Below are 15,463 nucleotides of genomic sequence, written 5' to 3'. Positions count from 1 at the left end.
AAAACCTATACTGTGGCTTTTGTGGAAAGCCTTCATGACGTTCGATGAACAACGCTTCGGCGGGATCGCCCGGCTCTATGGGCAGGAAGCCGTCGAGCGCCTGGCCGCCAGTCACGTCGCCGTGGTCGGTATCGGTGGCGTGGGCTCCTGGGCCGCCGAGGCCCTGGCCCGCAGTGGCGTCGGCCGCATCCGCCTGTTCGATCTGGACGACGTCTGCGTCAGCAACACCAATCGCCAGGTGCATGCTTTGGCGGGCCAGGTGGGGCGGCCCAAGGTCACGGTGATGGCCGAGCGCATCCAGGCCATCAACCCGGCCTGCGCGGTCAAGGCGGTGGCGGACTTCGTCACCCGCGAGACCATGGCCGACTACATCACCCAAGACCTCGACCTGGTGCTGGACTGCATCGACAGCGTGGCCTCCAAGGCGGCGCTGATCGCCTGGTGCAAGAGGCGCAAGATCGCCATCGTCACCACTGGCGGCGCCGGCGGCCAGATCGACCCCACCCAGATCCAGGTGGTGGACCTCAATCGTACCTACAACGATCCCCTGGCCTCGCGGGTACGCTCGCTGCTGCGTCGCGACTACGGCTTCTCGCGCAATCCCAGCCGTCACTACAGCGTGCCCTGCGTCTTTTCCACCGAACAGCTGCGCTATCCCAAGCCGGACGGCAGCGTCTGCCAGCAGAAGAGCTTCGTCGGCGAAGGCGTCCGCCTGGACTGCGCCGGCGGCTTCGGCGCGGTGATGATGGTCACCGCCACCTTCGGCATGGTGGCCGCGGCGCGAGCGGTGGACAAGCTGATCCAGAAGCCCAGGGGCTAGTTCGGACCGGTAGTGTGGACAACGGCGCAGCCTTGTCCGCGTGGGAGGTGTGTGGGGGGCGACAGTGGAAAACGCTGGCGCGGTTTTCCACGCGACGGGGTTTCGAGCGGGGCGGCCCTCACATATCCTGCGGCGCTTCCTGGGCCGGGCGGGCGTCGGACACGGCGGGGACGTGCAGGCCGGTCTTGGCCAGTTGCTGGCCTTCCATCTGCGGCTGGGTGGTCCAGGTGAGGATGTCGTAGTAACGGCGTACGTTCTGCACGAATTCCACCGTCTCGCCGCCGCGGGCGTAGCCGTAGCGGGTCTTGCTATACCACTGCTTCTGCGCCAGGCGCGGCAGCATCTTCTTCACGTCCAGCCAGCGATCCGGGTCCAGGCCCTGGGATTCGGCCAGCCGGCGCGCGTCGAGGATGTGGGCGATGCCGATGTTGTAGGTGGCCAGGGCGAACCAGGTGCGGTCCGGTTCCTTGATGCTGTCCGGCAGTTCGTCGCGGATCTGGTCGAAGTACTTGGCGCCACCGGTGATGCTCTGCTCGGGGTCCAGGCGGTTGGACACGCCCATCGCCTGGGCGGTGTTGTTGGTCAGCATCATCAGCCCACGCACCCCGGTCTTGGAGGTGGCGTCCGCCGTCCACAGCGATTCCTGGTAGCCCATGGCGGCGAGCAGGCGCCAGTCCAGCTGGTGCTTCTGCGCCACCTTGCGGAAGTGCTTCTCATACTTGGGCAGACGCTCCTGCAGGTGCTGGGCGAAGGTATAGGCGCCCACGTAGCCGAGGACGTCGACGTGGCCGTAGTAGCGCTCCTTGAGCTGCTGCAGGGTGCCGTCGCGACGGACCTTGTCCAGGTAGGCGTTGACCGCGTCGAGCAGGCTGTTGTCCTCACCGGGCTGCAGTGCCCAGGCCTGGCCCTGGTTGTCGCCCAGGTCGAAGGCCACGCGCACGTTGGGGAAGTACACCTGGTTCATGGCCAGTTCGTTGGAGTCCACCAGGGTCAGGTCGATCTGGCCTTCGTCGACCATGCGCAGCAGGTCGCTGACCTCCACCTGGTCGGACTCGTCGAAGGTGAGTTCCGGCACCTGGGCCTGCAGCGCCCTGAGCTGCTGTGCCTGGCTGCTGCCCTTGAGCACCAGGATGCGCTTGCCGACCAGGTCCTTGGGGGTGCTGGGGCGAACGGTGCCGTTGCGGTAGATGACCTGGGGCACCACGTCGAGATAACTGCGGGAGAACTTCAGGCCCTGGCGATTGGCGGAGGGCGTGAGGCCGGCGGCGGCGATGACCGGGCCGTCCGGCGCGGTCAGGCGATTGAAGAGGTCGTCGAGGTTGTCGGCAGTGCTGATTTCCAGGCGCACCTTGAGCGATTCGGCGAAGCCCTTGACCAGTTCGTACTCGAAGCCGGTCTCGCCGTTACGGTCCTGGAAGTAGGTCGCCGGGCTGTTGCGCGTCACCACGCGCAGCACGCCCGCCTGCTTGACCTGCTCGAGGGCGGTCGGCTTGGGCGGCGCGGGCACGTCCGCCTCCCCGCAACTCATGAGCAGGGCGAGGAAGGGCAGGGTAAGCCAGGCGAATCGCTTGAAGGCTCTATTCAAATGGGCTAGCTCGGCCATACGGCATCAAAACGGCACTGGCGCCTTGCTGACGCGCCTATCGGTCGGCCCTCCTGGGGCCTTTCGTTATCGTCGGGACGCTCCGCGCCACCGGTTCGGCCAAAGGCTCTATCCTGAGCCCAATGGGGAGCCGCGTCCATGGGGCGCGGCAGGCCGTATCGGCGGGCAGTATACGCGAGAAGTGGCAAAGCGCCCATTTTATACATACAGCGTTGGTGGTAAGCCTGGATGAACCCTCGTCGCCGGAAGGTGTCCCGGGCGCGCCTTTAGGCTAGAATGCACGGCCCCAAAGTGACTTGGCCCCGAGGCTGTCCCCGATGCTGATCCTGCGCGGCGCTCCCGCTCTTTCTTCGTTCCGTCACGGCAAACTTCTCGACCAGCTGACTCGTCTGGTTCCCGGCGTCTCCGGGCTCTATGCCGAGTTCGTTCATTTCGCCGAAGTCGCCGGCACCCTGAGCGCGGAGGAAGAGGGCATCCTCGGCCGACTGCTGCAATACGGCCCCAGCGTCCCCCAGCAGGAACCCAGCGGCGCGCTATTCCTCATCGTCCCGCGCCTGGGCACCATCTCGCCCTGGTCGAGCAAGGCCACCGACATCGCCCACAACTGTGGCCTGGCGCAGATCGCGCGTCTGGAGCGCGGTGTGGCCTACTACGTCGCCGGCGAGCTGGACGCCGCTGCCCACGGGCAGCTGGCCGCGGCCCTGCACGACCGCATGACCCAGCGGGTGCTGCCGACCCTGGACGCCGCCGCCGACATCTTCAGCCATGCCACGCCCAAGCCGCTCACCGCGGTGGACGTGCTCGGCGGCGGTCACGCTGCCTTGGAACAGGCCAACCTGGCGCTGGGCCTGGCCCTGGCCGAGGACGAGATCGACTACCTGGTCAAGAGCTTCACCGCCCTGGGGCGCAATCCCCATGACATCGAACTCATGATGTTCGCCCAGGCCAACTCCGAGCACTGCCGGCACAAGATCTTCAATGCCAGCTGGGACATCGACGGCGAAAGCCAGGAGAAGTCCCTGTTCGGCATGATCAAGAACACCTACGAGATGAACCGTACCGGCGTGCTGTCCGCCTACAAGGACAACGCCGCGGTCATGGAAGGCTTCACCGCCGGGCGCTTCTACCCCGATGCCGATTCCCGCGAATACGGCGCGCACAGCCAGCCCGTGCACATCCTGATGAAGGTGGAAACCCACAACCACCCGACCGCCATCGCCCCCTTCCCCGGCGCCTCCACCGGTTCCGGCGGCGAGATCCGCGACGAAGGTGCCACCGGTCGCGGCTCCAAGCCCAAGGCGGGCCTGACCGGCTTCACCGTCTCCAACCTGAACATCCCCGGTTTCGAGCAGCCCTGGGAGCAGCCCTACGGCAAGCCCGAGCGCATCGTCACCCCGCTGGACATCATGATCGAAGGCCCGTTGGGTGGCGCCGCCTTCAACAACGAATTCGGCCGTCCGGCCCTGGCCGGCTACTTCCGCACCTTCGAGCAGCAGGTCGAGACCCCTCGTGGTCCCGAGGTGCGCGGCTACCACAAGCCGATCATGCTCGCCGGCGGCCTGGGCAACATCCGCGCCGACCACGTGCAGAAGGGCGACATCTCGGTGGGCGGCAAGCTCATCGTGCTGGGCGGCCCGGCCATGCTGATCGGCCTGGGCGGTGGCGCGGCTTCGTCCATGTCCACCGGCGCCAGCTCCGCCGACCTGGATTTCGCCTCGGTGCAGCGCGAGAACCCGGAAATGGAGCGTCGCTGCCAGGAGGTCATCGACCGTTGCTGGCAGCTGGGTGAAAACAACCCCATCACCTTCATCCACGACGTGGGTGCGGGCGGCCTGTCCAACGCCTTCCCCGAGCTGGTCAACGATGCCGGTCGCGGCGGTCGTTTCGAATTGCGCAACGTGCCCAACGACGAGCCGGGCATGAGTCCGCTGGAGATCTGGTGCAACGAGTCCCAGGAGCGCTACGTGCTCTCCGTGGACGCCGAGAACTTCGAGACCTTCAAGGCCATCTGCGAGCGCGAGCGCTGCCCCTTCGCCGTGGTCGGCGAAGCCACCGAGGAACGCCAGCTGACCGTGGCCGACAGCCACTTCGGCAACAACGCCGTGGACATGCCGCTGGAGGTGCTGCTGGGCAAGCCGCCGCGCATGCACCGCAGCGTGACCCGGGAAGCCGAGCTGGGTGATGGCTTCGACGGTGCCGGCCTGGACCTGACCGAGTCGGTGGAGCGTGTCCTGCGCCACCCGGCCGTGGCCAGCAAGAGCTTTCTGATCACCATCGGCGACCGCACCATCACCGGCCTGGTGGCTCGCGACCAGATGGTCGGTCCCTGGCAGGTCCCGGTGGCCGACTGCGCCGTCACCGCCACCAGTTTCGACGTCCATACCGGCGAAGCCATGGCCATGGGCGAGCGCACCCCGCTGGCCCTGCTCGACGCCCCCGCCTCGGGCCGCATGGCCATCGGCGAGACCATCACCAACCTGGCCGCCGCGCGCATCGAGACGCTCGGCGACATCAAGCTCTCCGCCAACTGGATGGCCGCCGCCGGCCACCCGGGCGAAGACGCGCGGCTCTACGAGACCGTCAAGGCGGTGGGCATGGAGCTGTGCCCGCAGCTGGGCATCACCATCCCGGTCGGCAAGGACTCCATGTCCATGAAGACCCGCTGGCAGGACGGCGGCGAAGACAAGAGCGTCACCGCACCGCTGTCGCTGGTGATCACCGGCTTCGCTCCGGTGCAGGATATCCGCCGCACCCTGACCCCCCAGCTGCGCCTGGACAAGGGCCAGACCGACCTGATCCTCGTCGACCTGGGCCGCGGCCAGAATCGCCTCGGCGGTTCCATCCTCGCCCAGACCCACGGCAAGCTCGGCCAGGCGGCTCCCGATGTCGACGAAGCCGAAGACCTCAAGGCCTTCTTCGCCGTGATCCAGGGCCTCAACCAGGACGGCCTGCTGCTGGCCTACCACGACCGTTCCGACGGCGGCCTCATCACCACCCTGGTGGAAATGGCCTTCGCCGGTCACTGCGGCCTGGCCCTGCGTCTAGACGCTCTGGCCGCCGACCGTGACGAGCTGACCCGTGCCCTGTTCGCCGAAGAGCTGGGCGCCGTCATCCAGGTGCCCCAGGACTTCACCCACGAGGTGCTGGCCCAGTTCAGCGCCGCCGGTCTGGAAGACTGCGTGGCGGTGATCGGCAACCCGGTCAACGGCTACGAGATCAACATCCACTACCACGACGAGCACCTCTACCGGGCCGAGCGGCGCCTGCTGCAGCGCGTCTGGAGCGAGACCAGCTTCCAGATCCAGCGCCTGCGTGACAACGCCGAGTGCGCCCAGCAGGAATTCGACGCCCTGCTGGAGGAGGATCATCCGGGCCTGTCGGCCAAGCTGTCCTACGATCCCAACGAGGACATCTGCGCGCCCTACATCAAGAAAGGCGTGCGGCCCCAGGTCGCCATCCTGCGCGAGCAGGGCGTCAACGGCCAGGTCGAGATGGGCGCGGCCTTCGATCGCGCCGGCTTCGCCGCCATCGACGTGCACATGAGCGACATCCTCTCCGGCCGCATCGACCTGGCGGACTTCAAGGGCGTGGTGGCCTGTGGCGGCTTCTCCTATGGCGACGTCCTCGGCGCTGGCGGTGGCTGGGCCAAGTCCATCCTGTTCAACGCCCGTGCCCGCGATGGCTTCCAGCAGTTCTTCGAGCGCACCGACACCTTCACCCTGGGTGTGTGCAACGGCTGCCAGATGGTCGCCAACCTGCGCGAGCTGGTGCCCGGCAGCGAATTCTGGCCGCGTTTCGTGCGCAACCGCTCCGAGCAGTTCGAGGCGCGGGTGGCCATGGTCCAGGTGCAGGATTCGCCTTCGCTGTTCCTGGCCGGCATGGCCGGATCGCGGCTGCCCATCGCCATCGCCCACGGCGAAGGCTTCGCCGAGTACTCGAACCAGGAAGCGCTGATCGCCGCCGATGTCTCCGGCACCGTGGCGCTGCGCTACGTCGACGGCCACAGCAAGGTCACCGAGACCTATCCGGCCAACCCCAACGGCTCGCCGCTGGGTATCACCGGTCTGTCCAGCCAGGACGGTCGCGTGCTGCTGATGATGCCGCACCCCGAGCGTTGCTTCCGCGCCGTGCAGAACTCCTGGATCCCGGCCGACTGGCAGGGCGAGGACGGCGGCTGGATGCGCCTGTTCCGCAATGCGCGGGTCTGGGTGGACTAAGGGGGCGGCAACGTTCCAGCTCTTCTTAGCCTTCGGGCGAGAAGGGCTGGATCATACGCCAGCCTTCACCAAACCGGCAGCGGGCCGCCATGCATCCCCCGTAGTGCTCTTGCCCCCCTCTCCCTCAGGGAGAGGGCCGGGGTGAGGGCCATCCAGCTGGAGAGTCCCACCCATGCTCAAACTCTGCTTCTACGTCCCCGACGCCCACCTGGAAACCGTCAAGCAGGCGATCTTCGCCGCAGGCGGTGGCCGCATCGGTCTTTACGACAGCTGCTGCTGGCAGGTCCAGGGCCTCGGCCAATTCCGCCCGTTGGCGGGCAGCCAGCCGCACCTGGGCGAGCAGGGCAGTCTCGAACGGGTAGCGGAATGGCGCGTGGAGCTGGTGCTGGCCGACGAACAGGTCGCCCGCCAAGCCGTGGCGGCGCTCAAAGCTGCGCATCCCTACGAGACGCCGGCCTATGACGTGATGCAGGTGCTGGATTTCTAACGGTCCGGTCGTGGGCGGGGTTCAGGGATAGCCGAGCACGGCCTTGATCCGCTCCAACTCCCGCTCCACCCAACGTGGGTCCACCGCGCCCCAATCGCGAATCTCGTAGCCACCGGCATTGTTGCGGGCACCTTCGCCCTGCACGAACTGGCAGTCGATATCCAGATCGGCCAGGGCCAGCAGGGTATCCTGGGCGGTACGCCGCGGCATGCCGGTGGCAGCCATCAGCGCGGGCACGCTGGTAGCGTTGCCGCTGGCTACCAGCCAGGCCACATAGAGGCGACGGTAGAAGCTGGTCTTGGTCTTGCTCACGTCCATGAGAGTCGTCCTGGGTAATAAAAAGCCCACCGCGAGGGTGGGCTTCAGGGGCATCAGAGGGTGGCGATGCGCTGCCGCTGGTCCACCAGCTTGGCCAGGGCCTGTTCGGCTTCGGCCAGCTTGGCGCGCTCCTTCTCCAGTACCTCGGCCGGGGCCTTGGCAACGAAGCCTTCGTTGCCCAGCTTGCCGCCGACGCGCTTGACCTCGCCTTCCAGGCGGCCGATCTCCTTGTCCAGGCGCGTAAGCTCCGCGTCCTTGTCGATCAGGCCGGCCATGGGCACCAGCACTTCCATCTCGCCGACCAGGGTGGTGGCGGACATCGGCGCTTCCTCGCCGGCGGCCAGTACGCGGACCGATTCCAGCTTGGCCAGCTTGTTCAGCAGCGGCTCGAAGTCGGCCAGGCGGCGCTGGTCTTCGGCACTGGCGTTGGCGACGATGATGTCGATGCGCTTGGCCATGGAGATCTTCATCTCGCCGCGGATCTGCCGCACGCCCAGCATCAGTGCCTTGACCCACTCGATATCGCCTTCGGCGGCGGCGTCGATGCGCGCCTCGTTGACCACCGGCCAGGGTTGCAGCATCAGGGTCTCGCCCTGGACGCCGGCCGGTGCCTTGAGGCGCTGCCAGATTTCCTCGGTGATGAAGGGCATGAAGGGATGCGCCAGGCGCAGCACCACTTCCAGTACCCGCGCCAGGGTGCGGCGGGTGCCGCGCTGACGCTCCAGGGAAGCGTTCTCGTCCCACAGCACCGGCTTGACCAGTTCCAGGTACCAGGCGCAGTACTCGTCCCAGACGAATTCGTAGAGCGCCTGGGTGGCCAGGTCGAAGCGGAAGGCGTCGAGCTGACGAGTCACCTCGGCCTCGGTGCGCTGCAGCTGGGAGATGATCCAGCGATCCACCGAGGACAGCTCCACGGGTTCGTCGTTGACCCCGGTGTCCTGGCCCTCGACGTTCTCCATGACGAAGTTCGCCGCGTTCCACAGCTTGTTGCAGAAGTTGCGATAGCCCTCGACGCGACCCATGTCGAACTTGATGTCGCGGCCGGTGGTGGCCAGGGAGCAGAAGGTGAATCTCAGGGCGTCGGTGCCGTAGCTGGCGATACCGTCCGGAAATTCGGCGCGGGTCTGCTTGGCGATCTTCTCGGCCAGCTTGGGCTGCATCAGGCCGCTGGTGCGCTTCTGCAGCAGGGTATCCAGGTCTATGCCGTCGACGATATCCAGCGGATCGAGCACGTTGCCCTTGGACTTGGACATCTTCTGGCCCTGGCCGTCACGCACCAGGCCGTGGACGTAGACGGTCTTGAACGGGATCTGCCCGGTCAGGTGGGTGGACAGCATGATCATCCGGGCGACCCAGAAGAAGATGATGTCGAAGCCGGTGACCAGCACGTCGGTGGGGTGGAAGGTCTTCAGGTCCTCGGTCTGCTCGGGCCAGCCGAGGGTGGAGAAGGTCCACAGGCCGGAGCTGAACCAGGTGTCCAGCACGTCGTCGTCCTGGCGCAGGGCGATGTCACCCAGGTCGTGCTTGGCGCGTACCTCGGCCTCGTCACGACCGACATAGACGTTGCCGGCCTGGTCGTACCAGGCGGGAATGCGGTGGCCCCACCAGAGCTGGCGGCTGATGCACCAGTCCTGGATGTCGCGCATCCAGCTGAAGTACATGTTCTCGTACTGCTTGGGCACGAATTGCACCTCGCCGCTCTCGACCACGGCGATGGCCTTCTCGGCCAGGGGCTTGGTGGAGACGTACCACTGGTCGGTCAGCCAGGGCTCGATCACGGTGCCGGAGCGGTCGCCCTTGGGCACCTTGAGGGCGTGGTCGTCGATCTTTTCCAGGCGGCCGGCGGCCTCCAGGTCGGCGACGATGCGCTTGCGCGCCTCGAAGCGGTCCAGACCAGCGTAGGTGGCGGGGAGGGTGGCGTCGAACATGCCGTTGACGCTGCCGTCCAGGTTGAACACTTGGGCGCCGGGCAGGATGGCCGCATCGGCGTCGAAGACGTTGATCAGCGGCAGGTTGTGTCGCTTGCCGACTTCATAGTCGTTGAAGTCGTGGGCCGGGGTGATCTTGACGCAGCCGGTGCCGAATTCGGGGTCGCAGTAGTCGTCGCCGACGATGGGGATGCGCCGCCCCACCAGGGGCAGCTCGACATACTGGCCGATCAGGTCCTTGTAGCGCGGGTCTTCCGGGTGCACGGCCACGGCGGCGTCGCCCAGCAGGGTCTCGGGACGGGTGGTGGCGACCACCAGATGGTCCATGCCCTCGGCGGTACGGGCGCCGTCCGCCAGCGGATAGCGCAGGTGCCAGAGGTGGCCCTTCTCGTCATGGCTTTCCACTTCCAGGTCGGAAATGGCGGTGTGCAGCTTGGTGTCCCAGTTGACCAGGCGCTTGCCGCGATAGATCAGGCCATCCTCGTGCAGGCGCACGAAGGCTTCCTTGACCGCCTCGGAGAGGCCGTCGTCCATGGTGAAGCGCTCGCGCGACCAGTCCACCGAGGAGCCCAGGCGACGAATCTGCCGGCTGATGTTGCCGCCGGATTCGTTCTTCCATTCCCAGACCTTCTCCAGGAATTTCTCCCGGCCCAGGTCATGGCGCGACAGGCCCTCGGCACCGATGCGGCGCTCCACCAGCATCTGGGTGGCGATGCCGGCATGGTCGGTGCCCGGCTGCCAGAGGGTGTTGCGACCCTGCATGCGACGGAAGCGGATCAGGGCATCCATGATGGCGTTGTTGAAGCCATGGCCCATGTGCAGGCTGCCGGTCACGTTCGGCGGCGGGATCATGATGGTGTAGGGCTCGCCCGACCCCTGGGGCGCGAAGTAGCCCTGGCGTCCCCAGGTCTGGTACCAGGAGGTTTCGATGGCGTGCGGCTGGTAGGTCTTGTCCATGGAGGGGGCTTTTGTCGCTGGAAGAGGAAAGCCTCCGAGTATAGCGACTCCCGCCCGTCGACGGCAGGGCGCCTTGGCGCCCCGGGTCAGGGACGCTGCAGCAGATCGTCCAGGCGCTGCGCCAGTCGGCGCTGAAGTTCGGCCTCCAGGCGCGGCAGCTCTTCGTCCAGCAGTTCCTTGAGAATGGCCGGTGCCTCCTGGCGCAGCCGGACGCGGGCCAGGTCGTCCCGCGGTTCCTGGGGGCTCACGTCTTCGATGGCGTCCGGCACGATCTGGTCGAGCAGGGGCGGGATGGCCTTGAGGCGTTCGGCGCTGGGGGCGATGACGTCGGAAAGGATGGGAATGCCATCGGCGCTGCTCGGGGTGACCGCGTTGCGGCTTTTATCGAGCACCTGGCGGATGGCTTCGAGGTCTTGCAGGACGTGCGCGGGGGGCTTGGTGCTGGTCATGAAATCAGACACGTGACAGCTGATGGTCCTGTAGAGCATAGCCAAGCTTGCGGTAGAAGCGAAAACCTTCGCGCATCGCCTGGCGCACGTCGGGGGCCTCGACGACCACCTCGGCGATCCGGGCGAAACCCGCGTGGCAGGGCGGTGGGGCCAGGCTGAGGTTGACCAGCAGCTCGCCTTTCTGCTCGGCGGGCGTGGTCACGCCCAGCACCACGGGGCTGTCGCTGGCGTTCTCCGCCAGATCGTGGGGAACGAAGCTGTCCGGGCGGAAGGCCCACAGTTGCTCGTCCAGGCGCTGGCGCTGCTCGGCGTCTGCGCAATGCACATAGACCGGTATGCCCTGTTTCCAGGCCTTGTCCACCAGGCGACAGGCGAAGGCCAGCCGCGCCGCGGGATCGGTGGAAGGCAGGACGTAGAAATCGACACGGGTCATGGGCTATCACGGGCAGGGGAGGGAAGCGGCAAGGCCGCGACGTAAGAACCTGTTCACGATCTGCTGCGCGTCGGCCAAACGGCGTTGAAAATGCCTTCGGAATGCTCATTTACCACTCGTAAACTCCGCTTCCTCAGGCATTTGATTCGCTAGCGCTCACCCTTCGGGCCAGCCGTTGGCTGTTACTCCCGATGGTCGTTGCGCCTTGTTTGTCTCTAGCTCGCGAGATCGTGAACAGGTTCTAAGGGCGTCGCGGCCTTGGGCAGGAGCTTAGGCTTCGCTGCTACGGTCGAGCAGGTACTGCACCAGCAGCGGTACCGGACGACCGGTGGCGGCCTTGTCCTTGCCGCCGCTGATCCAGGCGGTACCGGCCACGTCCAGGTGTACCCAGGGATAGGCCTTGGCATAGCGCGACAGGAAGCAACCCGCGGTGATGGTGCCGGCCTTGGGCCCGCCGATGTTGGCCATGTCGGCGAAGGGGCTGTCCAGCTGCTCCTGGTACTCGTCGTGCAGTGGCAGTTGCCAGACACGGTCGTCGGCCTGGTCGCCGGCGCTCTTCACCTGGGCGATCAGGGCCTCGTCGTTGCCCATCAGGCCGGAGACCAGCGAACCCAGTGCGGTGATGCAGGCGCCGGTGAGGGTGGCGATGTCGATCACCGCCTTGGGCTGGAAGCGCTCGGCGTAGGTGAGGGTGTCGCACAGCACCAGGCGGCCTTCGGCGTCGGTGTTGAGGATCTCGATGGTCTGGCCGCTCATGCTGGTGACGATGTCACCCGGACGGGTGGCGGTGCCGCTGGGCATGTTCTCGGCCAGGGCCAGCAGGCCGACCACGTTGATCGCCGGCTTGAGCTCGACCAGGGCGCGGAAGGTGCCCAGGACGCTGGCGGCGCCGCACATGTCGTACTTCATCTCATCCATGCCGGCGGCGGGCTTGATGCTGATGCCGCCGGTGTCGAAGGTGATGCCCTTGCCCACCAGGGTGTAGGGCTGGGCATTCTTGCCCGCGCCCTTGTACTGCAGCACCACCAGGCGCGGCGGCTGGGCGCTGCCCTGGGCCACGGCGAGGAAGGAGCCCATGCCCAGTTCGCGCATCTTCTTCTCGTCGAGCACCTCCACGGAGAGACCGGCGTCCTTGAACTGCTTGCCCAGGGCCTTGGCCTGGTCGGCGACGTAGACCGGGTTGCAGACGTTCGGCGGCAGGTTGCCGAAGTCCTTGGCATAGGCGGTGCCGTGGGTGATCGCCAGGGCGTGGGCCAGGGCACGCTCGGCGTCCGCCTGGGAGGCCTTGGTGGTGACCAGGGTGAGCTTCTGCAACGGCCGTGGATCGGCCTTCTTGCTCTTGAAGCGGTCGAACACGTAGTCGCCATCGGCCAGGGTCTCGGCCAGCAGGCGCAGACGACCGTAACCGTCGCGGTTCTTCACCGGCACATCGCCCAGGGCGAGGGCGGCGTCACCGCCGCCGAGGCTCTTGAGCACGCCCAGGGCGCCGCTGGCCAGCTTGCGGTACTGACGATCGGACAGCCCTTCGGCGGCACCGCTGCCGACCAGCAGGACGCGCTCGGCCTTGATGCCGGGCAGATTGGTGAGCAGCAGGGTCTGACCCGCCTTGCCGGCGATATCGCCACGCTTGACTGCCGCGCTCAGGGCGCCGGACGTCGCGACATCGACGGCGCTGGCCGCTGCGTCGAGCGCACCGCCTTCACCGACGGCCACGACCAGGGTGGCGGTTTTCAGGGTTTCCGGACGAGCGTTTTTGACGACGAATTCCATTAGGAGAAGCTCCCCAAGACAAACACATGAGTTCGCAGGATATAATGCGGGGCTTTCGCCAGGGCCTTTTCCCGGCGATCGGCCTTCAACGGGTGGGCCTTGCGACGCAAGCCGTGTAGCCGAGCTAGTGTGAGCGTTCGCGCCAGAGCCTGACAACCCTGGAGAATCCTGTTTGATCGTCTTCCGCTATCTGTCTCGAGAAGTTCTCACCACCCTCGGTGCGGTCAGTGCCGTGCTGCTGGTGATCATCATGAGCGGCCGTTTCATCAAGTACCTGGCCCAGGCGGCCCAGGGGCTGCTGGACCCCGGCGTGCTGCTGCTCATCATGGGCTACCGCATTCCCGGGTTCCTCCAGCTGATCCTGCCGCTGGGGCTGTTCCTCGGCTTCCTGCTGGCCTATGGGCGCCTGTACCTGGACAGCGAGATGACCGTGCTCACCGCCACCGGCCTGAGTCCGCGGCGGCTGCTGGCCTACAGCATGGCGCCGACCGCGGTGGTCGCCCTGGTGGTGGCGTGGCTGAGCCTGTCGCTGGCGCCCCTGGGCGTGCAGAAGGTCACCGCCATCCTCAACCAGCAGGATGCCATGACCGAATTCGATACCCTGGAGCCCGGGCGCTTCCAGTCGCTGCGGGACAACTCCCGGGTCACCTACACCGAGCGCCTGTCGGCCGATCGCAGCCAGTTGGGCGGCGTGTTCATCTCCGAGCGCAACACCTCCACCGCCAATGGCAAGGACCGTGGCGTGGGCGTGCTGGTGGCCGACACCGGGCGTCAGGAAATCCACCCCGACGGCAGTCGCTACCTGATCCTGCAGAACGGCTTCCGCTACGACGGCGTCCCCGGGCAGGCCGACTACCGGGCGGTGCAGTACGACACCTATGGGGTGCTGCTGCCCAAGCCCGCGGTGAGCGAGGACATCAGCGAGCGGGATGCCGTCACCACCGGCGAACTCATGCGCAGCAACGACCTGCAATACCGCGGCGAGCTGCAATGGCGACTGTCCCTGCCGATCCTGGTGTTCATCGTCACCCTCATCGCCGTGCCCCTGGCCAAGGTCAATCCGCGCCAGGGTCGTTTCCTCAAGCTGCTGCCGGCGATCCTGCTGTACATGGCCTACCTGTCGCTGCTGATCGCTGCCCGTGGCGCCCTGGACAAGGGGCGCCTGCCGCCGGCCATCGGCCTCTGGGGCGTGCACCTGCTCTTCCTGGTGCTCGGCCTGCTGCTGTCCTTCTGGGAACCGCTCAAGGCGCGGTTGCGTGGTAACAAGGCGGGGGTGCCGGCATGAACAAGCTCGACGGCTACATAGGGCGGACCGTCTTCGTCAGCATCCTCGCGGTGCTGGGGGTGATCGTCGGCCTGGCCCTGCTGTTCGCCTTCATCGACCAGCTCGGCGACTTCGATGACAACTATGGCGTCGTCGAGGCGCTCAAGTTCGTCCTGCTCACCACGCCGCGCCGGGCCTACGAGATGCTGCCGATGGCCGCATTGATCGGCTGCCTGATCGGCCTGGGCACCCTGGCCAGCAGCAGCGAGCTGATCGTGATGCGGGCCGCCGGCGTTTCCCTCGGTCGCATCGTCTGGGCGGTGATGAAGCCGATGTTCGTGCTGCTCATCGCCGGCATCCTCATCGGCGAGTACGTGGCGCCCTGGTCGGAAAACCTGGCCCAGAGCGGTCGCGCCCTGGCCCAGGGGGCCGGCAAGGCGCAGAGCTCTCGTCACGGTCTGTGGCACCGCCAGGGACACGAATACATCCACATCAACGCCGTGCAGCCCAACGGCCTGCTGCTGGGCGTGACGCGCTACGAATTCGACGACAAGCGCCACCTGCTGCAATCCAGCTTCGCCCAGCGCGGCGTCTATCACGGCGATCACTGGGAGCTGGAGAACGTCAGCATCACCGACTTCGGTGACCGCCAGACCAGCGTCCGCCAGGAGCCCACGGTGATCTGGAACGTCGAGCTGACCCCGCAGGTGCTCGATACCGTGATCATGGAGCCGGATGCGCTGTCGATCTCCGGGCTGTGGTGGTACATCCACTACCTGGCCGATCAGGGCTTGAGCAACAAGAGCTACTGGCTGGCCTTCTGGTCGAAGGTCTTCCAGCCGCTGGTGACCGCCGCCCTGGTGCTGATGGCCATCTCCTTCATCTTCGGCCCGCTGCGTTCGGTGACCCTGGGGCAGCGCATCTTCACCGGGGTGATCATCGGTTTCGCCCTGCGCATCTTCCAGGACCTGCTGGGCCCCTCCAGCCTGGTGTTCGGCTTCTCGCCGCTGGTAGCCGTGCTGGCGCCGGCGCTGCTCTGCGCCCTGGCCGGGCTGTTCTTGCTGCGCAGGGCCGGCTAGGCGCGCGCGACCACCCTGCACGCGGCCGTCAGACGGGCGCGTGCAGGGCGCGGAAGGCGCCGATCAATGGGCATACACGGCACGCGTCCCTGGAGCACCCTTCTTCACCTTCGTGTAGGGCGAGCTCCAAGTCGATGT

11 protein-coding genes are annotated in these 15,463 nt (G+C 66.7%); 5 read left to right on the top strand and 6 right to left on the bottom strand.

Annotation, left to right across the window (positions count from 1 at the left end):
- The first annotated feature begins 34 nt into the window (after window positions 1-34).
- Complete coding sequence (gene tcdA / locus AR540_RS14415) at window positions 35-820, top strand: tRNA cyclic N6-threonylcarbamoyladenosine(37) synthase TcdA (RefSeq protein WP_059229896.1); 786 nt, start codon at window positions 35-37, stop codon at window positions 818-820.
- Window positions 821-938: 118 nt separating this feature from the next.
- On the opposite strand, the gene mltF is transcribed toward tcdA, so the two are convergent.
- Window positions 939-2,423: a membrane-bound lytic murein transglycosylase MltF gene (gene mltF / locus AR540_RS14410; protein WP_059229895.1), complete on the bottom strand. Its 1,485-nt coding sequence runs from the start codon at window positions 2,421-2,423 to the stop codon at window positions 939-941.
- A 317-nt stretch (window positions 2,424-2,740) separates the two neighbouring features.
- Between mltF and purL the strand changes: the two genes are divergently transcribed.
- Both purL and AR540_RS14400 read left to right on the top strand, forming a co-directional pair.
- Window positions 2,741-6,640, top strand: a complete 3,900-nt coding sequence (purL, locus tag AR540_RS14405) for a phosphoribosylformylglycinamidine synthase (protein ID WP_059229894.1) — start codon at window positions 2,741-2,743, stop codon at window positions 6,638-6,640.
- Window positions 6,641-6,812: 172 nt separating this feature from the next.
- A complete protein-coding gene (locus tag AR540_RS14400) occupies window positions 6,813-7,127 on the top strand; it encodes a hypothetical protein (RefSeq protein ID WP_059229893.1) in 315 nt (104 codons plus the stop codon).
- A 21-nt stretch (window positions 7,128-7,148) separates the two neighbouring features.
- Here the strand turns inward: AR540_RS14400 and AR540_RS14395 are convergent, their stop codons facing one another.
- The 5 genes from AR540_RS14395 to AR540_RS14375 all read right to left on the bottom strand — a co-directional run bounded on the left by AR540_RS14395 (window position 7,149) and on the right by AR540_RS14375 (window position 12,982).
- Window positions 7,149-7,445: a winged helix-turn-helix domain-containing protein gene (locus AR540_RS14395; RefSeq protein ID WP_059229892.1), complete on the bottom strand. Its 297-nt coding sequence runs from the start codon at window positions 7,443-7,445 to the stop codon at window positions 7,149-7,151.
- A gap of 53 nt (window positions 7,446-7,498) precedes the next feature.
- The gene (locus AR540_RS14390) at window positions 7,499-10,330 is read right to left on the bottom strand and encodes a valine--tRNA ligase (protein WP_059229891.1); all 2,832 of its coding nucleotides are present in this window, start codon (window positions 10,328-10,330) and stop codon (window positions 7,499-7,501) included.
- 86 nt (window positions 10,331-10,416) lie between these two features.
- Window positions 10,417-10,779 (bottom strand): hypothetical protein, encoded by a 363-nt coding sequence (locus tag AR540_RS14385; protein ID WP_059229890.1) that lies wholly within the window; start codon window positions 10,777-10,779, stop codon window positions 10,417-10,419.
- A 4-nt stretch (window positions 10,780-10,783) separates the two neighbouring features.
- Window positions 10,784-11,212 carry a DNA polymerase III subunit chi gene (locus AR540_RS14380; protein ID WP_059229889.1) on the bottom strand — a complete coding sequence of 143 codons (429 nt, stop codon included), beginning with the start codon at window positions 11,210-11,212 and terminating at the stop codon, window positions 10,784-10,786.
- 270 nt (window positions 11,213-11,482) lie between these two features.
- A complete protein-coding gene (locus AR540_RS14375) occupies window positions 11,483-12,982 on the bottom strand; it encodes a leucyl aminopeptidase (protein ID WP_059229888.1) in 1,500 nt (499 codons plus the stop codon).
- A gap of 172 nt (window positions 12,983-13,154) precedes the next feature.
- Between AR540_RS14375 and lptF the strand changes: the two genes are divergently transcribed.
- Together lptF and lptG are read left to right on the top strand one after the other, a co-directional pair.
- On the top strand, window positions 13,155-14,267 hold the full coding sequence (lptF, locus tag AR540_RS14370; RefSeq protein ID WP_059229887.1) for an LPS export ABC transporter permease LptF: 1,113 nt from the start codon (window positions 13,155-13,157) through the stop codon (window positions 14,265-14,267).
- The gene (lptG, locus tag AR540_RS14365) at window positions 14,264-15,325 is read left to right on the top strand and encodes an LPS export ABC transporter permease LptG (RefSeq protein WP_059229886.1); all 1,062 of its coding nucleotides are present in this window, start codon (window positions 14,264-14,266) and stop codon (window positions 15,323-15,325) included. Before lptF ends, lptG begins: the two co-directional genes overlap by 4 nt.
- The last annotated feature ends 138 nt before the right edge of the window (window positions 15,326-15,463 follow it).

Source organism: Pseudomonas sp. EpS/L25 (assembly GCF_001512295.1).
Lineage (GTDB): Bacteria > Pseudomonadota > Gammaproteobacteria > Pseudomonadales > Pseudomonadaceae > Chryseomonas.
Note: the sequence above shows the minus strand (reverse complement) of the source record. Positions and strands in the feature narration are given on the sequence as shown.

Bases quoted from the DNA above. Each gene is read 5' to 3' on its own strand.
- AR540_RS14395 (WP_059229892.1), bottom strand. From the start codon at position 7,445: ATGGACGTGAGCAAGACCAAGACCAGCTTCTACCGTCGCCTCTATGTG.
- mltF (WP_059229895.1), bottom strand. From the start codon at position 2,423: ATGGCCGAGCTAGCCCATTTGAATAGAGCCTTCAAGCGATTCGCCTGG.
- lptG (WP_059229886.1), top strand. From the start codon at position 14,264: ATGAACAAGCTCGACGGCTACATAGGGCGGACCGTCTTCGTCAGCATC.
- AR540_RS14390 (WP_059229891.1), bottom strand. From the start codon at position 10,330: ATGGACAAGACCTACCAGCCGCACGCCATCGAAACCTCCTGGTACCAG.
- AR540_RS14385 (WP_059229890.1), bottom strand. From the start codon at position 10,779: ATGACCAGCACCAAGCCCCCCGCGCACGTCCTGCAAGACCTCGAAGCC.
- purL (WP_059229894.1), top strand. From the start codon at position 2,741: ATGCTGATCCTGCGCGGCGCTCCCGCTCTTTCTTCGTTCCGTCACGGC.
- AR540_RS14375 (WP_059229888.1), bottom strand. From the start codon at position 12,982: ATGGAATTCGTCGTCAAAAACGCTCGTCCGGAAACCCTGAAAACCGCC.
- AR540_RS14400 (WP_059229893.1), top strand. From the start codon at position 6,813: ATGCTCAAACTCTGCTTCTACGTCCCCGACGCCCACCTGGAAACCGTC.
- tcdA (WP_059229896.1), top strand. From the start codon at position 35: ATGACGTTCGATGAACAACGCTTCGGCGGGATCGCCCGGCTCTATGGG.
- AR540_RS14380 (WP_059229889.1), bottom strand. From the start codon at position 11,212: ATGACCCGTGTCGATTTCTACGTCCTGCCTTCCACCGATCCCGCGGCG.